The organism is Acetoanaerobium sticklandii (assembly GCF_000196455.1).
Classification (GTDB): Bacteria; Bacillota; Clostridia; order Peptostreptococcales; family Filifactoraceae; genus Acetoanaerobium; species Acetoanaerobium sticklandii.
On sequence record NC_014614.1, the window covers coordinates 78928 to 100795 of the forward strand.

Genomic DNA, 21868 nt, shown 5'->3' on the forward strand with positions numbered 1-21868 from the left:
GGGGGATAAAATACATGAAACTCGGAGAAATCAGAAATCAAAGCGGTTTTCTTTCTAACAATACCTTGATGAAATACAATAAAAAAGATTCGATAAAAGAAGGCTTGCAGAATCAAATTGTAAATATTCAAAAGCAGATATATTCAGTATCTGAAAACAAATTTTTATCTATAGAACAGAAAAAACAAATGCAAAAAGATTTGAAAGAGCAATTGAATGAGCTTAACAAACAAATCATACAAAGAGATTTAGAAATTAGAAAAGAGCAAGAAGAAAAACGTGAAGAAAAAATTAAAGAGCAGCTTAAAGATAAAAATTACATTGATGATGAGCAACAGGAAATGACAAATTTGTTTAGTATAACAAGCTCTCTTAATCAAGTGAAATTTCAAACCTCTGCAAGTATAAAAATTAAGGGAAATGCTCATGTATTAGAAAGTGAAATCAAAGCAGATGAAGGTAGAGGGCTAGATGTTTCAGAAAAAAGAAAGAAGCTTTCTGAAATGAAAGATAAAATAAGAGGGATTAATAAAAAAATTGTAAAAACAATGAATGAAGTTAATAAAGAAATTAAAAAATCTTCGAAGAAAGAAGCTTTAAGAAATGAAGAACAGGTTTCTAATGAAAATGAAGAAAAAAGAGGGAATAATGAAATACAGCGTGAATCTAGAGACAACTAAAATAGATTATAATGTAGTCTATTCGAAAAGAAAAACCTTAGAAATCAGTATTAAGGCACCAGGTATCATAACAGTAAGAGCGCCTATTTATATATCGGAAGAACAAATAGAAAAAAGTGTGAGAAATAAAAGCAAGTGGATAATAGAAAAACTAGCAATTCTTAGCAAACTAGACATAACTCCTATAAAAAAAGAATATGTAGAGGGAGAGACATTTATGTATAGGGGAGAAAATTATCTGCTTAGAGTAGTGATAGATGAAAAACTAAAAAAGCCTGAAGTAAAGCTATATGAAGATAAATTAATCATAACTATGCCTAGGCATGATGAGGAAGCAATAAAAGATGCCATTTGGTCATGGTATAAAAACGAAGCGAAGATGACCATAGCTGATAGAGTGGAATATTATAGCAGATACTTCAATCTAAAACCAAATAATATCAAAATAAAAGCTCAAAAAACTAGGTGGGGAAGCTGTACCTATAAAAATGATTTGGCTTTTAACTACAAACTAATAATGGCACCGCCTGATGTCCTTGATTATGTGGTCATTCATGAGATGTGCCATATGGAACATAAAGACCACTCTAAAAACTTTTGGAGTAGAGTATCTTCAGTCATGCCAGATTATAAAGATAAAAGAAAGTGGCTAAAAGAGCATGGTATGAAGCTCTGTTGTTGATTTAACTCTAAAACTTAGTTTTATAGCTATTACAGCTGGATTAATATTTAGGAAGCCTTGAAAATTAGAGGATTTTTTATTTATTGGGGAGAGATTTGGGATATGAAAACATTTGAGGATAAGTCACGTGAAAGTTATAATCAAAAAGCGGATAACTATGATGAAACTCCTGAAGGTATATTCACATTGAAATTCAAAAAACTTTTATTAGAAGAGATGATTATAGATACAAATAGCAAAATTTTAGATGTTGCTTGTGGAAATGCTACATTTCTTAAAATGTTATCAAACAATCACAGTATCAAAGGTTATGGTATAGATATTTCAGAAAAGATGATTGAAAATGCCAAAAAAAGCTGTTCTGATATGATATTTGAAGTAAGTAGTTGCGAACATACCTCTTTTGGTAATGAAATGTTTGATATAGTAACAGTTTGCGCCGCCTACCATCACTTTCCTGACCCAAAATCGTTTGCTAAAGAGATGAGGCGAATATTAAAGCCAAAAGGAGTAGTCTATATAGCTGATATCTACTATCCATTAATCATTCGTGCAATTTTAAATCCATTTGTACCACTATCAAAAGCAGGAGATGTCAAATTTTATTCTCCAAAAGAAATAAAGCTAAATTTTGAAGAATGTGGCTTTGAAATTTTCAAATTCAAAATAGATGGGCATATTCAAATTAATGCGTTTAGGAGGATATGAAGATATTTGATTAATACAAACCTAAAAGTATTGAAATTTCAATGTAAATTGAGAAGCAGAATTTAAATTCCAGCTTCTTTTTTGTTTTTTGAATCAAATTTGAATCAAAAAATTTTGCTATTTCATATTTTGAATAATTTTATTGAAGATTTTTTACTATATTTCAAAAACTTAAGATTTTCTGAAATAAGGCATAACTTTAACTTTCCTTATTTCAAATTAAGAATCATAAATCTTCTTCTCATTTCGTAGTGCATCAAAGAATAATTCAAGTCTCCTTATTTCAGATTCTTATAAAGGGAATTCATTTAATATATAGAAGCTGTACTCCTATTTTTATATAAAAAATCAATATAAAGGTTAAACAGGCAACAACTAAACTATTTGATAGAAATATAAAAACAACAGGAAACCATATAAATAATGCTCTCAAAGGGGAACTGGATAGTTCAGTTGTCGCAAAATTTGCTACAACTGATACTGATGAAAAATCTACGAATTAATGGTTTTTCATTCATTAGACATGAGGATGCAACAGTTAATAATGAAGTTCTTGTATATAGTTCAAGGATATACAATAAATAAAAAACGCTTAAAGGAATTAAATAGAGTTATTTCAAAAAAATAGTTGGTCGAGAGGGTCTTATTATGTGGAATTTGCATAAAAAATGTATTTTACGATGTTAGATTTTTTTCAACATAGGAACGAGGAAGTCAGACTTTTCAAATCCAAGTCTAGAATAAAATTTTTGATGTTTTTTTTCATTTGTTGTAGATAAATTTATCTTTTCTGCACCCTGCTTCTTTACTAAAGATTCTAGCTCTTGTAATAATTTCGTTCCTAATCCTTTATTTTGATATTCTTTGAATACTAGTATCTCTTCTAAATAGTAAATAAGAAGGTCGTCATATTGTTTGAAACACCCAATTGCAAATCCAAGTAATTCAGACTTGTCATACAGTCCAACACCGTAAAAAGATGGAGTTAAAAAATTTTGCTCAAGTCTTATTTTAGCTAGAGTATATGTCCATCTTCCTCCTTCATCATTGTAGTAAATTATATACTTATTTATTAATGTATCTAAATCTTGTAATTTTAATTCTTTAATTTCATATTCCATAAAAATCTCCTTATTTAAAAACTTTACTTCGGACTTTCCTACCCATTGTAACTTGGGGATTGTGTAAAATCGTTAATAACCTGTATAACCTTATTGTAATCTAATGTTCAAGTAATATCAATTTTTCTATATCTTGATAAAAACACATCTAACTTTAATATATTTGAAGAGAGAAGAAAATAAGGCAATCATTCAAAAAATATTTACTAGCTAACATTAAAGTGATATCATAGTAAAGGAGCTGTTTGGTTAAATCGTGCACCCATAGCTCAGTTGGATAGAGCTGCAGTTTCCTAAACTGTGAGTCGTAGGTTCAAGTCCTATTGGGTGCACCAATTGTAAAAAATACAAGAGTTTTATACTCTTGTATTTTTTAGTTTAGCTACTTTTTAGCCACCAAGGGAAAATTTATTATAAGATCTTAAAGATTATATGTGCCTTATTCTATGCTATAATTTAAGGAAAAATATGGTAGGGGAGTGGGCGCTTTGTCATTAGAATATATGGAAAATTATTTCAAGTATTCAAAACCGAATATATTAGGAAATGAAGAATTAAGATATCCTCAAGTAGAAGCTTATATAGAGATTAAGGAATATTTCAACTCAGAATATGATAATAGAAATGCTTTAGTAGTTCTACCTACTGGAGTCGGAAAGACTGGCTTCATGGCAATAGCTCCTTTTGGGGTATCTGGAGGTAGAGTTCTTATAGTTACCCCTTATGCTGCAATAAAAAACACGGTTATTGATGCTTTAAATCCAGATATTTATAATAATTTTTGGTTAAAAAGAAATGTTTTTTCATCAAGGAAATTTTTACCCACAATAATAGAATACAATGGACAAGATACCCCTATGGAAGTCTTGAATAAAGCAAATATAGTTATTTTAAATATTCATAAGCTTCAGTCTAGATTGGATTCATCTTTAATTAATCGAGTATCTAAAGATTTCTTTGATATGATAATAATAGACGAGGCTCATCATTCTACTGCTGATACTTGGGTTGAGTGTGTAAATTATTTTGATAAATCAAAAGTATTAAAACTTACAGGAACGCCTTTCAGGACTGATAAAAAAGAAATAAATGGGAAATTGATATATAAATATCCTTTGAGCAGAGCAATGGCAAATGGGTATGTAAAGAGTCTTAGAAATAACATTTTCATCCCGGATGAACTGAGACTAACAATAGATAAAAATACAGATAAAACATATTCTATCCAGGAGTTATATGCGTTAAATTTAAAGGACATGGAATGGATAACTAGATCAGTAGCTTTATCAGAAGATTGTTCTGAAAAGATTGTTAAGGAAAGTATAAGACTCCTTGAAAAGAAAAAAAATATAGGTAGCAAAATTCCTCACAAAATAATTGCCGTTGCTTGTAGTATATACCATGGTGAAGAAATACTGAAACTGTATGAAAAACACGGCTATAGTGTTGCATTGATACATAGTAATTTGGAAGAAAGAAAAAAAGAGCGATTATTTGACGAAATAAAAAATAATTTAGTAGATGTAGTGGTTAATGTTGCAATGCTTGGAGAAGGATATGATCATCCGTATTTGTCTATAGCAGCTATATTTAGGCCGTTTAGAAATGAATTGCCGTATGCTCAATTTATAGGAAGAATTTTGAGGTTTATTGAAGATGATGATGCACAAGTAGAAGATAATATAGGAGAAGTAATTGCACATAAAAACCTAGAGTTAGAACATCTATGGGAAAAATATAAAGTAGAGATTCAAGAGAGTGAAATTATTAAAAGATTAAAAGATTATGATGATATTATAAATAAAGAGCTCGATTCTAAGTCAACATCTGTTGATTCTGAGGAAGAAGAATTAGGTAAAGTTATAAATATTGGAGCATATAGGGTTGAAAGTGAAGAATATCTATCGACAGAGCTATTTGAATTAAGCAAGAAAAAGGATGCTGAATTAAAACAAAAAATAAGGGACTTGAAAAAAATATTCGGAGACAATATAACCGATGAGCAGGCTAAACTTATAATACAACAGGCTGAAAGTGATGAAGATGAAACGAAGAGACCAGATTTACTTTATAGTAAAAAGAAAAAAAATATAGATGCTAGAATAAAAGAAGATATTGTGCCACGACTTATGGTGCAGTATGATATAGATAAAGATAAGAATTATTTGAAAGATTTATCGATAATAAAAACAAAATGTAATTATATAGCAAAATATGTGAATAAAAACGATGGAATTTTAGCATTCTATATTAACGATTGTCTTAAGAAAGCGATAGGGAAAGAAAGAAAAAAATGGACAGATGAAGATTTGGATAAGGGGCTTAATATTCTAGATGATCTAGAAAAACAGCTGGATTACAGTTTGGAAAATCAAGTGGATAATTTAAAAAAGAGGTGAAGATATGGATATACTAAGCAGACTATTCAAACTAAGTAATTTACCTATAATTACACCATATAATTTGTTGGATAACGCTAAACTAGATAACTATGAATATGTTAAGTATTATAAAAAAGAAAATAAATTTATTTCAGAAATGAAATGTCTGGTTGATAAAGTTGATACAATTTTTTATTATGAATTTGATAATAACAATTATCTTCAGAAGATTATGATGTATCAAAATGAAAAAATGCAATGTATGTTTAATAGGGAAAAAGAACTTAAAGAGTTAAAAAAAGAATATTTAGAACTAGATAATATTCAACTATCTAAAATAGGATAATGTTGATTACAGCAAAAATAAGTACCTTTACTATTAATTTGGAAGGCGCTTATTTTTTTTACGTTTATATCATAAATGAATAGAAATTAGAGAAACATAAAGTTTCTATTCGACGAGAAGCAGGGTGTAGCAAAAATAGAACGGTGAAATAAAAAAAGATTATTATTTTTTTGTGTGGATAGTGTAAATTTTTATTGGTAATTAAAACAGAGCAAAGAACGTGATTCAGCATATTTATATCACTCCAAAATATATTGGAGTCAGAGTATATGTAATTCTTCATTAATACTATATTGATTACAATACTAAAAATAGATGTAGCTCTTCCTGTTATCCGACGGCAGGAAAAATTGCTTTCCACATTTTTATATTTAACGAGAGTGAATTGTATGAAAAAAAATACCATTGAAGAAATTAATTAACTCTTGCTAGTGCAACAATTTTATTTGGATTTCTAAAAATTAAGAGCACATGAAGCGTAATCTCTAATGCATCATTACGCTATTACAAATAAGCTACAGAAAGATTTTTTGGTTTAATATCAAAACCTCTGTATTTGTCAACTGAATAATCCCCTATTTTCTAATTGAAAAATCCTCTAGAGGATAAAAAATTATTGCTCTGATAACCAAAGTTTTGTTTCTTTTAATCTATAGGAGTTTCCATTCATATTTACTATGAAAGATTTATGAGTTAATCTATCAATCATAGCAGCTGTCATTACTGGATCCTTAAATATTTCTTCCCACCTTTCAAAAGATAAATTAGTAGTAATGATTGTTGATTTTCTTCCAGCTCTTAAAGAAAGATAAGTAAATAGGAGCTCAGAAGCTTCTTTGTCAAAAGAAATATACCCTAGTTCATCCGCTATTACCAAATCATACTTTTGAAATCTGTGTTCAAAGTACGAAGAGTCTTATTTGATCTAGATTCTTTTAACTCATTAACAAGAAGAGGAATAGTAGTAAATAGAACCGAGTATCCTGCCACGCAGGCTTTAATGCCTAAACCTATTGCAATATGAGACTTTCCTGTACCAGGGTTGCCTGCAAGAATAATATTTTGACCTTTTTCAACAAAATCAAGAGAAGAAAATGCTGTAACTTTATTTTTTGCATCACTAGGCAAATCATCGATTATTAAATCCTCTATATATTTTTTATATGGGAATTTAGCATTTCTGATTTTATTCTTTATTGCATTTTCCTTTCTAAGATCATACTCTTTTTCTAAAATATCAAATAAAAAACTTTCATAACTTTTACTTTCTGTATTTGCCTGAGATATATCATCTTTAAAAAATTTAGAAGTATATGGTAGCTTTAGTTCCTTTGCAAGACAAAATATTTTTTCATCAAATTCTTTACTCATATAATTTTAGCCTCCTCTTGAAAGGCTACAGATGAGTTATTTAAAATATCTGCATAAGAACTTAGAATTTCTCTAGAATACTGCTCAATCTTAGTAGACCTTTCTTTAATAGTAATCTTTTCATCTATATTTCTATTGCAAAGCATTTTAACCTTCTCAGTATTAATCGAAATTGGATTCAAATTCTCTAACTCATAAATAACATTTTGAATTTTATTCAATCCATGTTCACTAATTAATTCAAGAAGCTCTATGAAATTCTTAGGATTTTCTGTATAATACTTATTGTAGATTGTTTGGAGCGTGGGATTCATTTGTTGCATTGCAGTGCTAGAATGAAGAGACCCAGGCTTCTTTTTTATGGTATTTATATAATGGTCAATCTTAATGCACCAATCATGTACAAGATAACTTCTACTGTGCTCTGCAACCAAATTATTCCTGTAATAGATGCATATTTTCTCAGGATAAATTTTAGTAAAAACAAACTTACCAACTAAACAATCAGGTACAGAATATTTATTTTCATCAACACTTATAGTAGAGTACTTGCTTACTCTAAGTTCAATAGTTCTAGCTATATCATAACTTGGCATGATTGGAAGTAGAAAAGATAATTCCTCTAGTAAAATGTCCTTCGGACTTTTATTAAACTCTTTAGAAACTCTATCGTTTAACTTAGCTAACTCGCTAGCTAAATATTCATTTGCTTCCTTAATAGAATCAAAAGTATCTTTCTTACTAAAAGCCTTTCTTCTTATATACTCAATACTCCTTTCTACATGGCCCTTTTCATTACCTTTACAAACATTGCAAAACCTATATTTAAAACCATAATGCAAAGAAAGTTTAAGTAAATCATCCGTAGGATATTTCTCATTTTTATTAACGAACTTTTTTACAGCCACCTTCATATTGTCATAAACTACAACCTTGTAAACACCACCAACTTTATTAAAAAACTTGACATGAGCATCTAAAAAGCTCTCCATCTTTTGATTATGATACAAATATGCAAAACGATAATTTGACTTAGCTGAAGAAAAAGCTGCCATTTGAACACTCCTTGCTTTACCAGCTATTATTAAATTTACATTTCCCCAGTCAAACTCACATATTTCTCCTAATTGATATTCTTGCCTTATGAAAGCTTCTTTAGAAGAATCCAAAGTAGTTTTTATATAGTTTGAAACAGTAGGATAACTAATATCATAACCTTCTTCAATCAAACATTCATAAATATCAATCTTTTTCTTTTGTTGCTTGCTCCTTCCAGTTTCTCTCTTAATATTATTTTCCTCTAGGTAAAAATTAATCTTTTGAATTATTTCATCAGATAATTTTCTTTTAACTCTATTACTAATATCATATTTGGGAGCAGCTGTTAAATCCTCTATCAAGGCCATATTACTTTCGTCAGATGCTAAAAGCTTGCGCTTTTTCAATTCATAATCATTTATATATTTGCGAATTGTCTTTCTGTCAAATCCTGTATCTCTATGAATTTGCCATTGAGATTTACCTTCCCTAAAATGAGATAAAATTATTTCCTGCTTATCCATTAAGCTTATCATCCCCAAGCCTCCCTATGATTTGTCATAGGGATATTTTAAATTTCCTCTAGGGGATATTTCAATTATATTTTGGGGTACTTTTAGGTTAACATATACAAACCTCATAGTAATATAACTTTTAAATACGATTATAAACTTAAAGTCTGCAAATATTGGAAAATAAAGATTTGTGCAAAATGTGAAAAGTATATGTAAAGTTTTAATATAGAGCATATATAAAAAGGACACATAACAAAGTAACATTTTGCACAAAGAAATTGACTTAAGGAGTGAAAAAAATGAAAAGCGTAGAATTAAAAGATACTTCTGTAGAAAATTTAAAGGAAAGAGAAAAAAATTAGAAGAGAGAAAACATTATTTTGTACACTTATTTAAAAGTTATAAAGGTCTCTTTTCGAGGGTAGACCCTTTGTCTGATGAATTTGAGGCTGCTTTTTCTGGTCTTTTAGAGGCACAGAAAGAGTTAATGTAATCTTTTAAAATAGTAATTATTAAATTGTTAAAACTTCTGTTTTGATTTTTAGCAATTTCTTCAAGCTCAGTTTTAAGTTCTTTAGGTATAGTTATTAATGTTCGAGTATTTTTATCAGATATTTTACCCATGACTTTATAGCCTCCGTGTTTATTTTATTGTATAATAACATAAAAGACAAATGGTTACAAGTTGATATCAACTTGGCTTTCAAGTTAAGGAGGTGAAATTGTGATTAAATCGATAAAAATCAGATTGAAACCGACTAAAGAACAAGAAATATTAATGTTTAAATCAGTAGGAGTAGCTAGATTTGCATACAACTGGGGATTGGCAAAATGGGAAGAAATGTATAAAAAAGGTTTAAAGCCTTCAAAGGCTAAAATTAGAAAAGAATTTAATAACTCTGTTAAGAAATCAGATGATTTCAAGTGGTTATATGAGGTAAGCGGCCAAATAACATCTCAAGCATTTACTGATTTAGAATATGCTTACAAGAATTTTTTTAACAAAACTTCTGATAAACCTAAATTTAAAACGAAGAAAAAATCAAAGAAATCCTTTTATGTTAGATATGATGCTCTTAAATTTAAAGATGCTAAGGTGAATATTGAAAAGATAGGAAAGGTTAAGTATTCCTCTAACTACAATATTCCACAATTAGATAATTATGTTAATCCTAGATGTCATTTTGATGGAAAGTATTGGTATCTTACATTTGGATTTGAACATAGCGAAAACAAAGCTAAGCTTGATTATAATTTAAGTATCGGCATAGATTTAGGTATTAAGGAATTAGCTTATGTGAGCTGTTTTAATAAGCCTATTAAAAACATTAATAAATCTGTAAAGGTTAAGAAACTAAAAAAGCGATTAATAAGATTACAAAAACAAGTTTCAAGAAAATACGAAGCGAATAAATCAGGAGACAGATATAACAAAACCAGTAACATCATAAAGTTAGAAAAACAAATTAAGCTATTACATAGAAAGCTTAATAATATCCGCAACAATCATCTTCACCAAACTACAAAAATGATAGTTAAGTTAAATCCATATAGAATAGTTATGGAAGATTTAAATGTAACTGGGATGATGAAAAATAAGCATTTATCTAAGGCGATAGCTGAACAAAAATTCTATGAATTTATAAGGCAAATAAAATACAAATGTGAATTTAATAACATTGAATTTTTACAAGTAGATAGATTCTATCCTTCGAGTAAAACCTGCTCTTCCTGTAGCGGTATTAAACAAGATTTAAAGCTTAAAGATAGAATATATCACTGTGATAAATGTGGATTGACAATGGATAGAGATAAAAATGCTTCGATTAATCTTGCAAACTATAAAATAGTATAAGTGGTGATTTTGAAAAATTATACTATATGTATCCTGCGTTGTGGGAGAATTTAAGTCCTTGGAGAGTTACACCAAACTAAAGTAGAGTGAGAAATCATTCAAAATAGAACTCGATGAATAGGAAATGTTATTTGGTAACAAATAATGTAAGTAAAATTTATATATTTATAAGTTTTATGCAACGGTTCAAGTCCTCTTGAGTAATATATAAATAAAAAATGACTATTTAATAAAAAGAGGAGTATTCTAACTAGCCTATTTTCTTTTGCCTTGGGTATATATAAAATAAGGGTGAAAGCTATGGGAGGTGCATTATGGACGAGTTTATGAAAGAAGCTATAAAAGAAGCGTTTGAGGGGATAGGATTAAGAGCTGGAGGACCTTTTGGAGCGGTTATAGTAAAAGATAATAAAGTAATTGCTAGAGGCCATAACAAAGTGATAGAAACCAATGACCCTACTGCACATGCAGAAATAGTAGCAATAAGAGAGGCGACCAAATTACTCGGAAGGTTTGACCTTTCAGACTGCATACTTTATACTACCTGCGAGCCTTGTCCTATGTGTTATAGTGCAGCTCACTGGGCTAAGATTCCACTTATATATTATGGAGCGACTCAAGATGATGCAAAGGATATAGGGTTTGATGATAGTTATATTTATGAGGTACTACAAAACAAGCATTCAAACGAAAAAATGAAAATATGTCAGATAGATAGAGAGCAGTGCTTAGAGCCATTTAGAAAATATGAAGAGGATGAAGAAAGAATTTTATACTAATCAAATAGTTTTCATGAGTCCTGTTAAAAATGATAGGGCTTATTTTTTTGCATAAATAAACTCTATACTTTAAATAGAAAAACTCAATTTGATATTGATAATACAACATGCTACGCTAAAAACGTGTATGCATAATGTATACATTTTGCGTATAGATATAAAAAGGGGTGGAGATGTAAATGAATTTATATGAAACAAGGAGGTGAAAGAAAATGTTTGAAAACGATATTATAAAAGCTTATGCATTACTAAATATAGAGAGAAAAATTGTTGGGGTTAAGCTGATTAAAAATAAGCAAGAGTTTGATTCCTACGATGTAATTAATCTTATAAATCCTCTGTCTTATTGTGTAGCAGTAAAATCAGCTAGTTTAGGGCATAGAATAAAGTTTGATAAGCTAACTTCGGGGTGTGGAGGTAGCACAAGGGCACTTGGATTAGAAAAACCTGCGGATGATTTTTTGGATGGAACGGCGCCATACAGACTTGGACTTTTTAAAGATGAAAATGTAGCAAAAAGAGCAGCGCTTGAGACAGGCAATATTTTATCGAATACATATGGAGTTTTAGTTCAGCCGGTAGAGTTTTTTAGTAGCAATGACAAGCCAGATGTTGTTATTGCTATAGGAAAACCAAGAGAGCTAATGAGAATAATCCAAGGCTATACATATAACAAAGGAATAAGTAAGCAGTTTAGCATGTCGGGTAATCAAGGAGTATGTGTAGAGGCTACTGCCTATCCTTTGATACATAATACTGTAAATATGTCCTTGCTTTGCTCAGGGACTAGATTTTTAGCTGAGTGGGCTGAAGATGAGGGGGCAGTAGGAATTCCGATGTCTTTATTTAGCGAAGTCATAGAAGGTATATACAATACAGTAAATGCTGTAGAGATGGATAAAAGAAAATCAGAAATAAGCGAAGAACTGACTTTAAATAATATCGAGTGTATGGAAATGGAATATGGAAAAACTTATTATACGGAATATGAAAAAGAAAAAAGGGAAAAACGAAAAAATGAGAAGCATTGATAAAGAGAAGAAAAGATATTTTAGCGTAGTGGTTATAAGAAGCGCATTTATTATTGCAGGGATTTTTTTGTGGGAGTACAGTGCATCATCTGGAAGCTATAATCCCATATTTACAAGCTATCCCAGTCAGATTCTAAAGGATTTAATGGTCTTTTTTACCAGTGGGGAGTTATATAAGCATGCATCTATAACACTTACCGAGGTATTTTGGGGGTTATTTTTTGGAAGTGCTATAGGTATTTTGCTGGCAATAGTTTTTGGATACTTCTCTTTTATTGGAGAAATAATAACTCCTATAATTTCAGCAATTAGCTGTATTCCACAGTTAGCACTTGCGCCAGTGTATGTTCTTTGGTTTGGGCTAGGGCTTACCTCTAAGATTTTTCTTGCAGGCTTAATGGTATTTTTCAATGTATTTTCAGCAACCTATGGAGCTATTAAGTCTATGGATAAAGGAATACTGGAATCTGCAAATCTTCTTGGAGCAAGTCATTTTCAAACGCTTAGAACAGTTGTAATTCCTTCATGTATGCCATGGATATTGTCAGGGCTAAGAGGGGGAGTAAGTGCGGCTCTTGTAGGAGCTATTATAGGCGAGTACATAGGCTCAAAAGGTGGATTTGGCTGGATGATTACCTATTCAACTTCATATTTTAATATTAGCCGAGTGATGTCGTGCATAGTTATACTGCTTTTTGTAGGACTAGGACTAAACAAAATATTGGATATTATGGAGCAAAAGCTACTCGTATGGAGAACGGTTACTAGCCTTAGAATGGAAAATTTAAAAAATCAAGATTAATTTGTATTTAATAATAAGGAGATGAAGATTATGAAAAAAAATATTAAAAAATTTACAAATTTAGTTTTATCAGCAGCTTTAGTTATGAGTATTTTTACTGGATGTAGTAGTAACACAGCTACACCTGCTGAGACTACTGAAGGGTCAGAGTCAAAAGAACTTACGAAGGTTGTAGTATCTGAATTTAGAGGAATGAACTATGCAGCAGTACATATTGCAGATGCTATGGGGTATTTTGAAGAGCAAGGACTTGATGTGGAATTTGCAGTATATGGAGATGGACCAGTTGCTTTCCAAGGTATGCATGCTGGAGATTCTCAGTTTTGTATGCTATCTATAGAACCAGTGTTTAGAGCTTTTGATGAAGGATTAGAATCAAAAGTTGTTGCAGCACTTGACACTACTAGACTTTACGGATTTGCAGGTTCAAAGGATATTACTGAAATATCACAGCTAAAAGGAAAAACAGTATTTGCAGGAGCACCAGGCTCAGCACCATATTCATTTATTTGGAGCATTTTAGAAGAAGGCGGACTTAACCCAGCAGAGGATGTTACTTTTGCTCAAATGCAGTATGGAGCATCTATTACAGCTTTAGAGCAAGGAACTATTGATGCTTCTTATATGGATCACTACAACAGAAACAAATTCTCTGCAATAGGAGCAAACTTCCTTGTAGACGGTGCAGATATGGAAACTAAAAAAAGAGTTTTTGGCTCAGAGAAATTTGAAGGCTCTATTATAACAGCTACTAAAAAATTTGTAGATGAAAACCCAGAGACAGTGCAAAAATTTGTAAATGCTACAGTTAAAGGTGCAAAATGGCTTACATCACACAGCGATGAAGAAGTAGCTGAGGTACTTATGCCATATCATGATGGAAGTACAAAAGAAGATTTAATTGAAAGAATTTCTCTTATAAAAATAGCGTATTCTCCTGATTGCAAAATATCAGCAGAAGGATATGAAGCTATGGAAAACTTCTCATTAAAGACAGGAGTTCTAAAAAATAAAGTTGGATTTGACAATATCATAGATATGAGTTTTGTTGAAAAAGCCCAAGATGTAAAGTAAGGTGTTATCGATGTCTTATATAGATATTATAAATGTAAGTAAGTCATATGCAGATAATCAGGTGCTTAAAAACATCAGTTTATCTATCAAAAAAAATGAATTTGTTACGCTTCTTGGTTCCTCGGGATGCGGAAAAACTACACTTCTAAGGTCTATTGCAGGCCTTGGAAGTATAGATAATGGAAAAATAATGCTAGATTCTGAAGATATTACTCATAAAAATCCAGGAGATAGAAATATAGGAATGATATTTCAGTCTTACTGTTTATTTCCTACTATGAATGTATTTAATAACGTTGCTTACGGGCTAAAGTTAAAAAAAGAGCCAGAAAGTAAAATTAAAAATGAAGTTATGAGCGCTCTAGAGTCTGTAAACTTACTGGAAAAAGTAAAAAGTTACCCTTCTCAGCTTTCAGGTGGAGAACGTCAAAGAGTTGCACTTGCGAGGTCTCTCGTAATGAAGCCGAAGGTATTGCTACTTGATGAGCCTTTTAATGCCATCGATGCAAAGCTAAGAAAAGCTCTTCAGCTAAAAGTTAAAGAACTACATAAGGAATATGATATGACTTCTATAATGGTAACTCATGACCAAGACGAGGCAATGATAATGTCTGATACCATCCATCTATTTAAAGATGGAGTAATTGAGCAGTCAGGAACCTCAGCTGAACTTTATCTTACGCCAAAAAGCAAATATGTGGCTTCTTTTATGGGGAATTATAATGTCATAGAAGCTCAAATTTTTTCTAAGATAACAGGTGGAAAGTATAGCAAGGAGCATACTATAGGCTTAAGACCTGAGTCTATAGAAATTCATAAAGAAAAGCTTGAAGCTAAAGCTAATGAGTTTATTTTAATTGGTGTGATAAGTAACCTCATACCTCAAGGCAATATTGTTAGATTTTCTGTAAAAATCATGGATGAATATGTAGATGTGGATGTATTAGTTGACAGATGCAGTGGTTTTTCTATTGGAGACAAAGTGAACTTAAAAATTAAACCAGATAAAATTCTATATTTTGATTAGTTAAAGCAATGGCAAAGGAGAATTAGATTGAGTACTAAACTACATATTGTTTCAGGATTTTTAGGAGCAGGAAAAACTACTTTTATTAGAAATGTGATTCCTTTTATGAAAGGAAAAATTGCTTTAATTGAAAATGAGTATTCTGATGTAAGCATAGACTCTGAGCTTTTTATCACGGAAGAGCTAGTAATAAAAGAGATATTTTCAGGCTGCATCTGCTGTAGCTTGATAAAGGATTTTAGAACTACGATAGATGAACTCACTAGAAATTATGATTTAGAGCATATTTTTATCGAGCCATCTGGGGTAGGTAGCCTATCCGATATAGTAGCTGTCTGTGAGGATATATCAAAGACTTCGGGGAAAGCTATTGAGATTCAGAGCTTGGTTACTTTAGTGGATGTTAGCTCATTCGAAGACTATATAGATAGCTTTGGAGAGTTTTATATCAATCAAATTGAAAATGCCAAAGCTATAATAATAACTCACATAGAGGATGTAACTGAATCAGCTCTTGAGAAAATTATGGATGAGATAAAAGCTGTCAATAATTCGGCTGTTATTTTTTCTGAAGACTATCTGTCCTATCCTACCCAAAAAACCTTAGATATTTTGGAAACTGCATATAATCATGAACTGAATGTTATAGGTTCAGGTAAAACAACTCCAGCAACGAGTTATTTTACTACAGTTTCAATTCACAATCCAAACAAATTATCTATGGAAGAGCTATCAAATTTATCAAATATATTCAAAAATAGAGAATTGGGAACAGTGCTAAGAGCTAAAGGAGTAATTCAGCTAGTAGATTCTAGCTTTGTACATTTTGATTTTACTCCTAATTATTTTGACTGGGAGTATCTAAACAACAGCAAGGAGACAAAGCTATCGGTGATAGGCAAGAATTTGAACCAAGCATATATCAAAGGTTTGTTTTCTGATGTTTTGGAGGCATTAATATGAGCATAACTGATTTTAACTGTACATATAATAATGGAGCAGGAGTAAACGAGGAAATAGTCCAAAAAACAAAGCTTAAATTTCCAGATGCCTATAAAAATTGGGAAGACATGGCAGTTTTAGCTAAAGAGATTAAAAATCATGAAGACGCATCATTTTGCACTTTGCCTTTTTGTCATACTCTAGAAGGAGAAGCCTTAGGCGCAGTTATAAACTACGGAGATGAAAGGATAGGACCTAGAGGCAAGGATTATCTCACATCCAGCATAGAAGATTTACTGAGCATTTCTGAGCTTGATTTTTCGAAGGGAAGACTGGCAGAGGTTCTAAAAGCTTGTAGTTATCTAAGGCAAGAAGGCGAAAATGTAGCACTATATATATCGGGACCATTTACGATTTTGAACCTTCTAATTGATTTGAGGTATGTTTTTAAAGCTTTTAAAAAATCTCCTGAAGTAATGGAGAAAATTTTAGAAAAGCTGAGAGTTGAATTACTTCGCTTTATAAGGGAAGCACAAAATATGGGAGTTAATATTTTTAGTTATGGAGATTCTTCTGGGGGGCTTAATATCCTAGGACCCAAACTATCCGAGCAAATAGTTGAGATGTTTACCTACCCACTATTAAAAGAAGCTCAGCAGATTATAACTGATGATTCTGTTATGCTACTTTGTCCCAAAACATCTTTTGCTTTAATTGGAACGAATAAAGCAAAATGGAAAAATGTTGAGCTAAAAGAGTCTATGAAATACGACAAAGCTTGCGTTAGTATGATTGGAAAAGCAAAGTTTTTGGGAGAAATGTGCATCAAGAATAAAAATTATATATTGAAAGATGGAGTCATAAAATCCATAGAATTAATATAAATATAAAGTGAACTTGGGAGGAAATATATGCATAAAAAAGATCAGATGACCCCTAATGAAAGATTAGGAGCTTTTATGACAGGAAAGCCAATGGACAGAATTTTGGCTATGCCAGTAGCGTGCTCAATGTCAGGCTTGGCTTTGGGAATGACTCATAAGGAAAAGAGAAGCAGTGCAGTAAACGAGGCAAATGCTCAGATTGCTTGCTATGAAAGATTTGGAAATGACCTAGCTGTAGTTGAGTATGGCCTTCATGGCGTAGGTATGGCTCTAGGAAGTGAAATGACTGACCCCGAAGATGCAGTGCCAGCTATTATTAAATATATCCTTGAAGATTTGGATGATGTAGATAACCTAGACATGTCAAAGCTAGAGCTAAAAAATGACAAAGCCTTTCAATTGCATTTGGAGGCGGCAAAACTAATTATAGAAAAAATCGGACATGAGGTACCTACAGGAGTGTTGATATCAGGACCGTTTACTGCAGCAGCAAGTATTTATAAAACAGAAAACCTCTTAAGAGCTACAAGAAGAAATCCAGAGAAGCTTCATAAATTAATTAATTTTTGTAATGAAGCTTTAAAAATGATATGCAAAGAGTTTATTAAGGAAGGGGTACTTATACTATTATGTGACCCTATAGCATCAGGCACTATACTGCATCAGAAACAGTATAGAGAATTTGTTCTTCCTTATACTATCGAGCTTATGAAAGAAATTCACGAAGCTAAGGGGATGGTTTGCTACCATATATGTGGAGATACTACATCTATAGTGTCAGATATGGTCAAATCAGGCTGCGATATGCTTAGTATTGATAATAGAGTAGATTTAGAGTATACAAAACAAATGGTGGGAGATAAGGTACCTATACTAGGAAACGTAGATCCAGTTGAAGTCCTTTATCTAGGAAATCAAGAGGATGTAGACTTAGCAGTGAAAAATTGTATCCAAAAAGGCTATGACAGTCCATGTGGATATATTCTTGCATCTGGTTGTGACCTTTCTGGTAATCTGCCACTAGAGAATATAGATCAGTTTATGGAATCAGCAAGAAAATATGGCAAATGGCCGCTTGACCCAGCAAATTTTAAATAAAAATATAGAATAACTACTTTTAGGGAGGAAATAAAATGTTCGAATCAAAAGAGGCTTTACTAAAGAGACTGTCAGACGGCGTAGTAGATATGGAAGAAGAGGATGTAATAGAGGCGAGTAAAGAATATATAGAAGCAGGATATGAAGCTTTTGATGGTATTATGCAAGGCTTAGTTGATGGAATGAACAGAGCAAGCGTGCTATATGATGAGGAAGAATATTTTGTTACAGATGTACTTTTATGCTCGGATGCAATGTATGAAGGGCTTAACATACTAAGACCACACCTGCCAGCAGAGGAAGCTGATAAAGCAAAGATAAAGGGTGTAATTGGAGTAGTAGAAGGGGATACACACGATATAGGAAAGAATCTTGTGAAAATAATGCTAGAAACAGCTGGCTTTGAAATGATTGACCTAGGAAGAGATGTTCCTCTTGATAGCTTTGTAAGTAAAGCTAAGGAAGTAGGAGCAGATTTTGTATGTCTATCTACTCTTATGACTACTACTATGGGTGGAATGAAGACAGTAGTAGACAGATTAAAGGAAGAAGGACTAAGAGATAAGGTTAAGGTTTTAATTGGTGGAGGGCCCATTTCTCAGAAATACTGTGACACTATAGGGGCAGATGGATATTCTTCAAATGCAGTTGAGGCAGTTAAGCTTGCAAAAAAATTGCTAGTTACTGCATAGAAAGGAGATTTATATGCTTACTCCAAAGGAAAGACTAGAAAAGGTTCTAAATCATCAAGAAGTAGATAGACCTCCTTGCATATGTCCAGGTGGAATGATGAACATGGTGACAGAGGAACTTATGAAGCTATGCGAAATAAGTTTTCCAGATGCTCACCAAAATCCTCAGCAGATGGCTGATTTATCTGAGGCTGTGTATAAAGAAGGTTGTTTTGAAAACTATGGAGTTCCATTTTGTATGACTGTTGAAGCAGAGGAATTTGGAGCAGACATTGATATGGGGAGCAATATCTATGAGCCTCATGTAATAAATTACAACATAAGCTCTGTATCTGAGTGGGAAAAACTTGAGGCTATAGATTTTTCTAAAGGAAGATCAAGCACAGTAATAGAGGCCATAAAAATTCTCAAAGCCAAAAATACAGAGGTTCCTATAATAGGAAATATCACAGGGCCGATAAGCACGGCTAGCTCCATTATGGAGCCTGTAGTTTTTTATAAGGAGCTAAGAAAGAATAACGAAAAAGCTCATGAGTACATGACCTTTATTACAAAGCAAATTACAGAGTTTGCTATAAAGCAGATAGAAGCAGGGGCAGACATCATAGCTATATCTGACCCAAGTGGTACAGGGGAAATACTAGGACCAAAGCTGTTTGATGAATTTGCAGTAAAATACATAAACCAAATAATAGCTGAGGTTAAAAGGCTGGGCAAAAGAAGCATAGTGCATATCTGTGGACAAATGAAGAACGTATATAAAGAAGTAAACAAGATAGAAAGTGATGTACTTAGCTTTGATTCTATAGTGAGTATTTCTGAAGCCAAGAAAAACCTAGGAAATAGACTTATTATGGGAAATGTAAGTACATATATAATCGAGTTTGGGGAGATGCAAAAAATTGCAGATATGACAAAAAAATGCGTGCTTGATGGTTCTGATATCATTTCGCCAGCATGTGGACTGGGTATGAAGTCCTCGCTGAAAAATGTAAGGTCTATGCTGAGCGCACTGACAGAAGGAGATGCAAAAAATAATGCCTAAGATTTTTGTAAAAGGAAGCAGTAAGGCTATTGAGTATTTGCCTGGTCAAAATCTGCTTCAAATTCTTCATGACAACGATATATTTATAGAGAACCCTTGTAATGGCAAGGGTTCTTGCGGAAAATGCAAAGTAAAAATAACAGAAGGAAGTCTGGGCGAAATACCTGAAGCAGAGAAAAAATTTCTAAGTGAAAGTGAAATTAAAGAAGGAGTAAGGCTTTCGTGCCTTATTCATCCAGAAAGTGATTTAGTAATAGAAACTCTTCATAAGGAAAGAGAGCATAAGATTTTAACTACAGGATACATGCCAGAATTTAATTTAAGTCCTTCTATATCTAAGAAATTATTTGAGATAGAAAAGCCTTCTCTTGAAAATCAAATTTCTTTTGAAGATGCAATTTTAAAGAGCCTCTCACTAGATGAGGTTGATTTTGATGTTTTAAAAATGATAGAACCATTTGATGAAGCTGGGACAGCTGTATTTGACAAGGATAAGGTTATTGCAATTGAAAAAGGAAATACAACAGATAATATTTATGGACTTGCGATAGATATCGGAACTACAACCGTAGCGGCTGACCTTGTGGACATGAAAAGTGGCAAGGCTATATTATCAAGCTCTGATATAAATCCTCAGAAAAAATTTGGACTCGATGTTCTTACTAGAATCACCTACGCTCTAGAAAATGAAGAGCAGGCAGTTAAAAACCTTCAACATGAAATAGTAAACTTAATAAATAAAATGACTTTTGAAATGTGCATGAGTGCAAATATAAGCAAAGAGCATATATATGAGGTTTCAGTAGCTGCAAATACTACTATGCTTCATTTTTTACTTGGAATAAAAGATAATTCAATTGGAAAATCTCCCTATGCACCTGTATTTGTAAAATCAAAATACATAAAAGCTTCTAGCATAGGGATAAACATAAATAGTAATGGCAAGCTATACTGTCTACCTGGAGTATCCTCTTATATAGGTTCTGACATAGTAGCTGGAGCTTTTGTTGCAAAGCTTCATGACAGCAAAGATAATATTTTATTTATTGATATAGGTACCAATGGCGAGATTGTACTTGCTAGCAAAGGGAAGCTTCTTTCTTGCTCCTGCGCGGCAGGGCCAGCACTTGAAGGAATGAATATCAGCTGTGGCATGAGAGCGGCAACTGGAGCTATAGAGGATATGGTAATAGATAAAGAGCAAGTCAGACTCTCGGTTATAGGGGAGCAGCAGCCAATAGGTATATGTGGTAGTGGGATATTAGCAGCATTAAGAGAATTATTAAAAACAGGAATAGTAAAAAAAGACGGAAGCTTTATAAAAAAAGAAAAATTAGCAGAGGATGACTATAGACAAAAATACATTAGATTAAATGGCAAAAAAAGAGAGTTTATGATAGAAGATAAAGCCAAGACTCTCTATATAACTCAGTCAGATATAAGGCAGATACAGCTTGCAAAGGGTGCTATACTTTCTGGTTTTTATGCTCTCCTAAATAAATCTGGTATCTCCATAAATGAGCTAGATAAGGTCGTAATTGCTGGGCAATTTGGCTCTCATCTATCAGTGGATAGCTTAACAGGTACTGGAATACTTCCAAAAGAAGTAGAAAGCAAAATAACCTATGTAGGAAACTCGTCAAAAACTGGCGCATATATGGCGCTTATGTCAGATGAAGTCAAAAAAGACCTTGAAAAAATAGCAAAAACTATAGACTATATGGAGCTAGGAGCATCTGATGGATACGAGAGACTATTTGCTGATTGCCTATTATTTTAATTTTTAAAGAAAGTAGG

General features: G+C 32.0%; 22 protein-coding genes and 1 tRNA gene. 18 read left to right on the top strand and 5 right to left on the bottom strand.

What is annotated here, in order from left to right; genetic code table 11:
* Positions 1-14: 14 nt before the first annotated feature.
* From CLOST_RS00485 to CLOST_RS00495, 3 genes are all read left to right on the top strand, one after another.
* A complete protein-coding gene (locus tag CLOST_RS00485) occupies positions 15-680 on the top strand; it encodes a FlxA-like family protein (RefSeq protein WP_013360282.1) in 666 nt (221 codons plus the stop codon).
* Entirely contained in the window at positions 628-1362 is a 735-nt protein-coding gene (locus CLOST_RS00490; protein WP_162091635.1) for a M48 family metallopeptidase, read from the top strand. Before CLOST_RS00485 ends, CLOST_RS00490 begins: the two co-directional genes overlap by 53 nt.
* Positions 1363-1464: 102 nt before the next feature.
* Positions 1465-2070, top strand: coding sequence for a class I SAM-dependent methyltransferase (locus tag CLOST_RS00495; protein WP_013360284.1), 606 nt, complete (start codon positions 1465-1467; stop codon positions 2068-2070).
* Between the two features lie 683 nt (positions 2071-2753).
* Here the strand turns inward: CLOST_RS00495 and CLOST_RS00500 are convergent.
* A complete protein-coding gene (locus CLOST_RS00500; protein ID WP_013360286.1) occupies positions 2754-3191 on the bottom strand; it encodes a GNAT family N-acetyltransferase in 438 nt (145 codons plus the stop codon).
* A 258-nt stretch (positions 3192-3449) separates the two neighbouring features.
* Between CLOST_RS00500 and CLOST_RS00505 the strand changes: the two genes are divergently transcribed.
* The 3 genes from CLOST_RS00505 to CLOST_RS00515 all read left to right on the top strand — a co-directional run bounded on the left by CLOST_RS00505 (position 3450) and on the right by CLOST_RS00515 (position 5918).
* Positions 3450-3526, top strand: a tRNA-Arg gene (locus CLOST_RS00505).
* 153 nt (positions 3527-3679) lie between these two features.
* A complete protein-coding gene (locus CLOST_RS00510) occupies positions 3680-5590 on the top strand; it encodes a DEAD/DEAH box helicase (RefSeq protein ID WP_013360287.1) in 1911 nt (636 codons plus the stop codon).
* Between the two features lie 4 nt (positions 5591-5594).
* Entirely contained in the window at positions 5595-5918 is a 324-nt protein-coding gene (locus CLOST_RS00515) for a hypothetical protein (protein ID WP_013360288.1), read from the top strand.
* 613 nt (positions 5919-6531) lie between these two features.
* Here the strand turns inward: CLOST_RS00515 and CLOST_RS14135 are convergent.
* From CLOST_RS14135 to CLOST_RS14045, 4 genes are all read right to left on the bottom strand, one after another.
* A complete protein-coding gene (locus tag CLOST_RS14135; RefSeq protein ID WP_013360289.1) occupies positions 6532-6795 on the bottom strand; it encodes a transposase in 264 nt (87 codons plus the stop codon).
* Entirely contained in the window at positions 6789-7289 is a 501-nt protein-coding gene (locus CLOST_RS00520) for an ATP-binding protein (RefSeq protein WP_013360290.1), read from the bottom strand. Before CLOST_RS00520 ends, CLOST_RS14135 begins: the two co-directional genes overlap by 7 nt.
* Positions 7286-8863, bottom strand: a complete 1578-nt coding sequence (gene istA, locus CLOST_RS00525; protein ID WP_013360291.1) for an IS21 family transposase — start codon at positions 8861-8863, stop codon at positions 7286-7288. Before istA ends, CLOST_RS00520 begins: the two co-directional genes overlap by 4 nt.
* Before the next feature lie 378 nt (positions 8864-9241).
* On the bottom strand, positions 9242-9466 hold the full coding sequence (locus CLOST_RS14045) for a hypothetical protein (RefSeq protein ID WP_013360292.1): 225 nt from the start codon (positions 9464-9466) through the stop codon (positions 9242-9244).
* A gap of 100 nt (positions 9467-9566) precedes the next feature.
* Between CLOST_RS14045 and CLOST_RS00535 the strand changes: the two genes are divergently transcribed.
* From CLOST_RS00535 to CLOST_RS00590, 12 genes are all read left to right on the top strand, one after another.
* On the top strand, positions 9567-10697 hold the full coding sequence (locus CLOST_RS00535) for an RNA-guided endonuclease InsQ/TnpB family protein (protein WP_013360293.1): 1131 nt from the start codon (positions 9567-9569) through the stop codon (positions 10695-10697).
* Positions 10698-11011: 314 nt separating this feature from the next.
* Complete coding sequence (locus CLOST_RS00540) at positions 11012-11476, top strand: nucleoside deaminase (protein WP_013360294.1); 465 nt, start codon at positions 11012-11014, stop codon at positions 11474-11476.
* Between the two features lie 212 nt (positions 11477-11688).
* Positions 11689-12507, top strand: a complete 819-nt coding sequence (locus CLOST_RS00545) for a DUF169 domain-containing protein (RefSeq protein ID WP_013360295.1) — start codon at positions 11689-11691, stop codon at positions 12505-12507.
* Positions 12464-13309 carry an ABC transporter permease gene (locus CLOST_RS00550; RefSeq protein ID WP_231853136.1) on the top strand — a complete coding sequence of 282 codons (846 nt, stop codon included), beginning with the start codon at positions 12464-12466 and terminating at the stop codon, positions 13307-13309. Before CLOST_RS00545 ends, CLOST_RS00550 begins: the two co-directional genes overlap by 44 nt.
* A 30-nt stretch (positions 13310-13339) precedes the next feature.
* Positions 13340-14383, top strand: a complete 1044-nt coding sequence (locus CLOST_RS00555; protein ID WP_013360297.1) for an ABC transporter substrate-binding protein — start codon at positions 13340-13342, stop codon at positions 14381-14383.
* A 10-nt stretch (positions 14384-14393) separates the two neighbouring features.
* Positions 14394-15410, top strand: coding sequence for an ABC transporter ATP-binding protein (locus tag CLOST_RS00560; RefSeq protein ID WP_013360298.1), 1017 nt, complete (start codon positions 14394-14396; stop codon positions 15408-15410).
* Between the two features lie 27 nt (positions 15411-15437).
* Positions 15438-16373 (top strand): CobW family GTP-binding protein, encoded by a 936-nt coding sequence (locus CLOST_RS00565; protein ID WP_013360299.1) that lies wholly within the window; start codon positions 15438-15440, stop codon positions 16371-16373.
* On the top strand, positions 16370-17236 hold the full coding sequence (locus tag CLOST_RS00570; protein ID WP_013360300.1) for a methylcobalamin--coenzyme M methyltransferase: 867 nt from the start codon (positions 16370-16372) through the stop codon (positions 17234-17236). Before CLOST_RS00565 ends, CLOST_RS00570 begins: the two co-directional genes overlap by 4 nt.
* A 27-nt stretch (positions 17237-17263) precedes the next feature.
* Positions 17264-18334: a uroporphyrinogen decarboxylase family protein gene (locus CLOST_RS00575; protein ID WP_013360301.1), complete on the top strand. Its 1071-nt coding sequence runs from the start codon at positions 17264-17266 to the stop codon at positions 18332-18334.
* Between the two features lie 35 nt (positions 18335-18369).
* Positions 18370-19026: a corrinoid protein gene (locus CLOST_RS00580; protein ID WP_013360302.1), complete on the top strand. Its 657-nt coding sequence runs from the start codon at positions 18370-18372 to the stop codon at positions 19024-19026.
* Between the two features lie 13 nt (positions 19027-19039).
* Positions 19040-20071 (top strand): methylcobamide--CoM methyltransferase, encoded by a 1032-nt coding sequence (locus CLOST_RS00585; protein ID WP_013360303.1) that lies wholly within the window; start codon positions 19040-19042, stop codon positions 20069-20071.
* The gene (locus tag CLOST_RS00590; protein WP_013360304.1) at positions 20064-21851 is read left to right on the top strand and encodes an ASKHA domain-containing protein; all 1788 of its coding nucleotides are present in this window, start codon (positions 20064-20066) and stop codon (positions 21849-21851) included. The genes CLOST_RS00585 and CLOST_RS00590 overlap by 8 nt, the downstream gene beginning before the upstream one ends.
* The last annotated feature ends 17 nt before the right edge of the window (positions 21852-21868 follow it).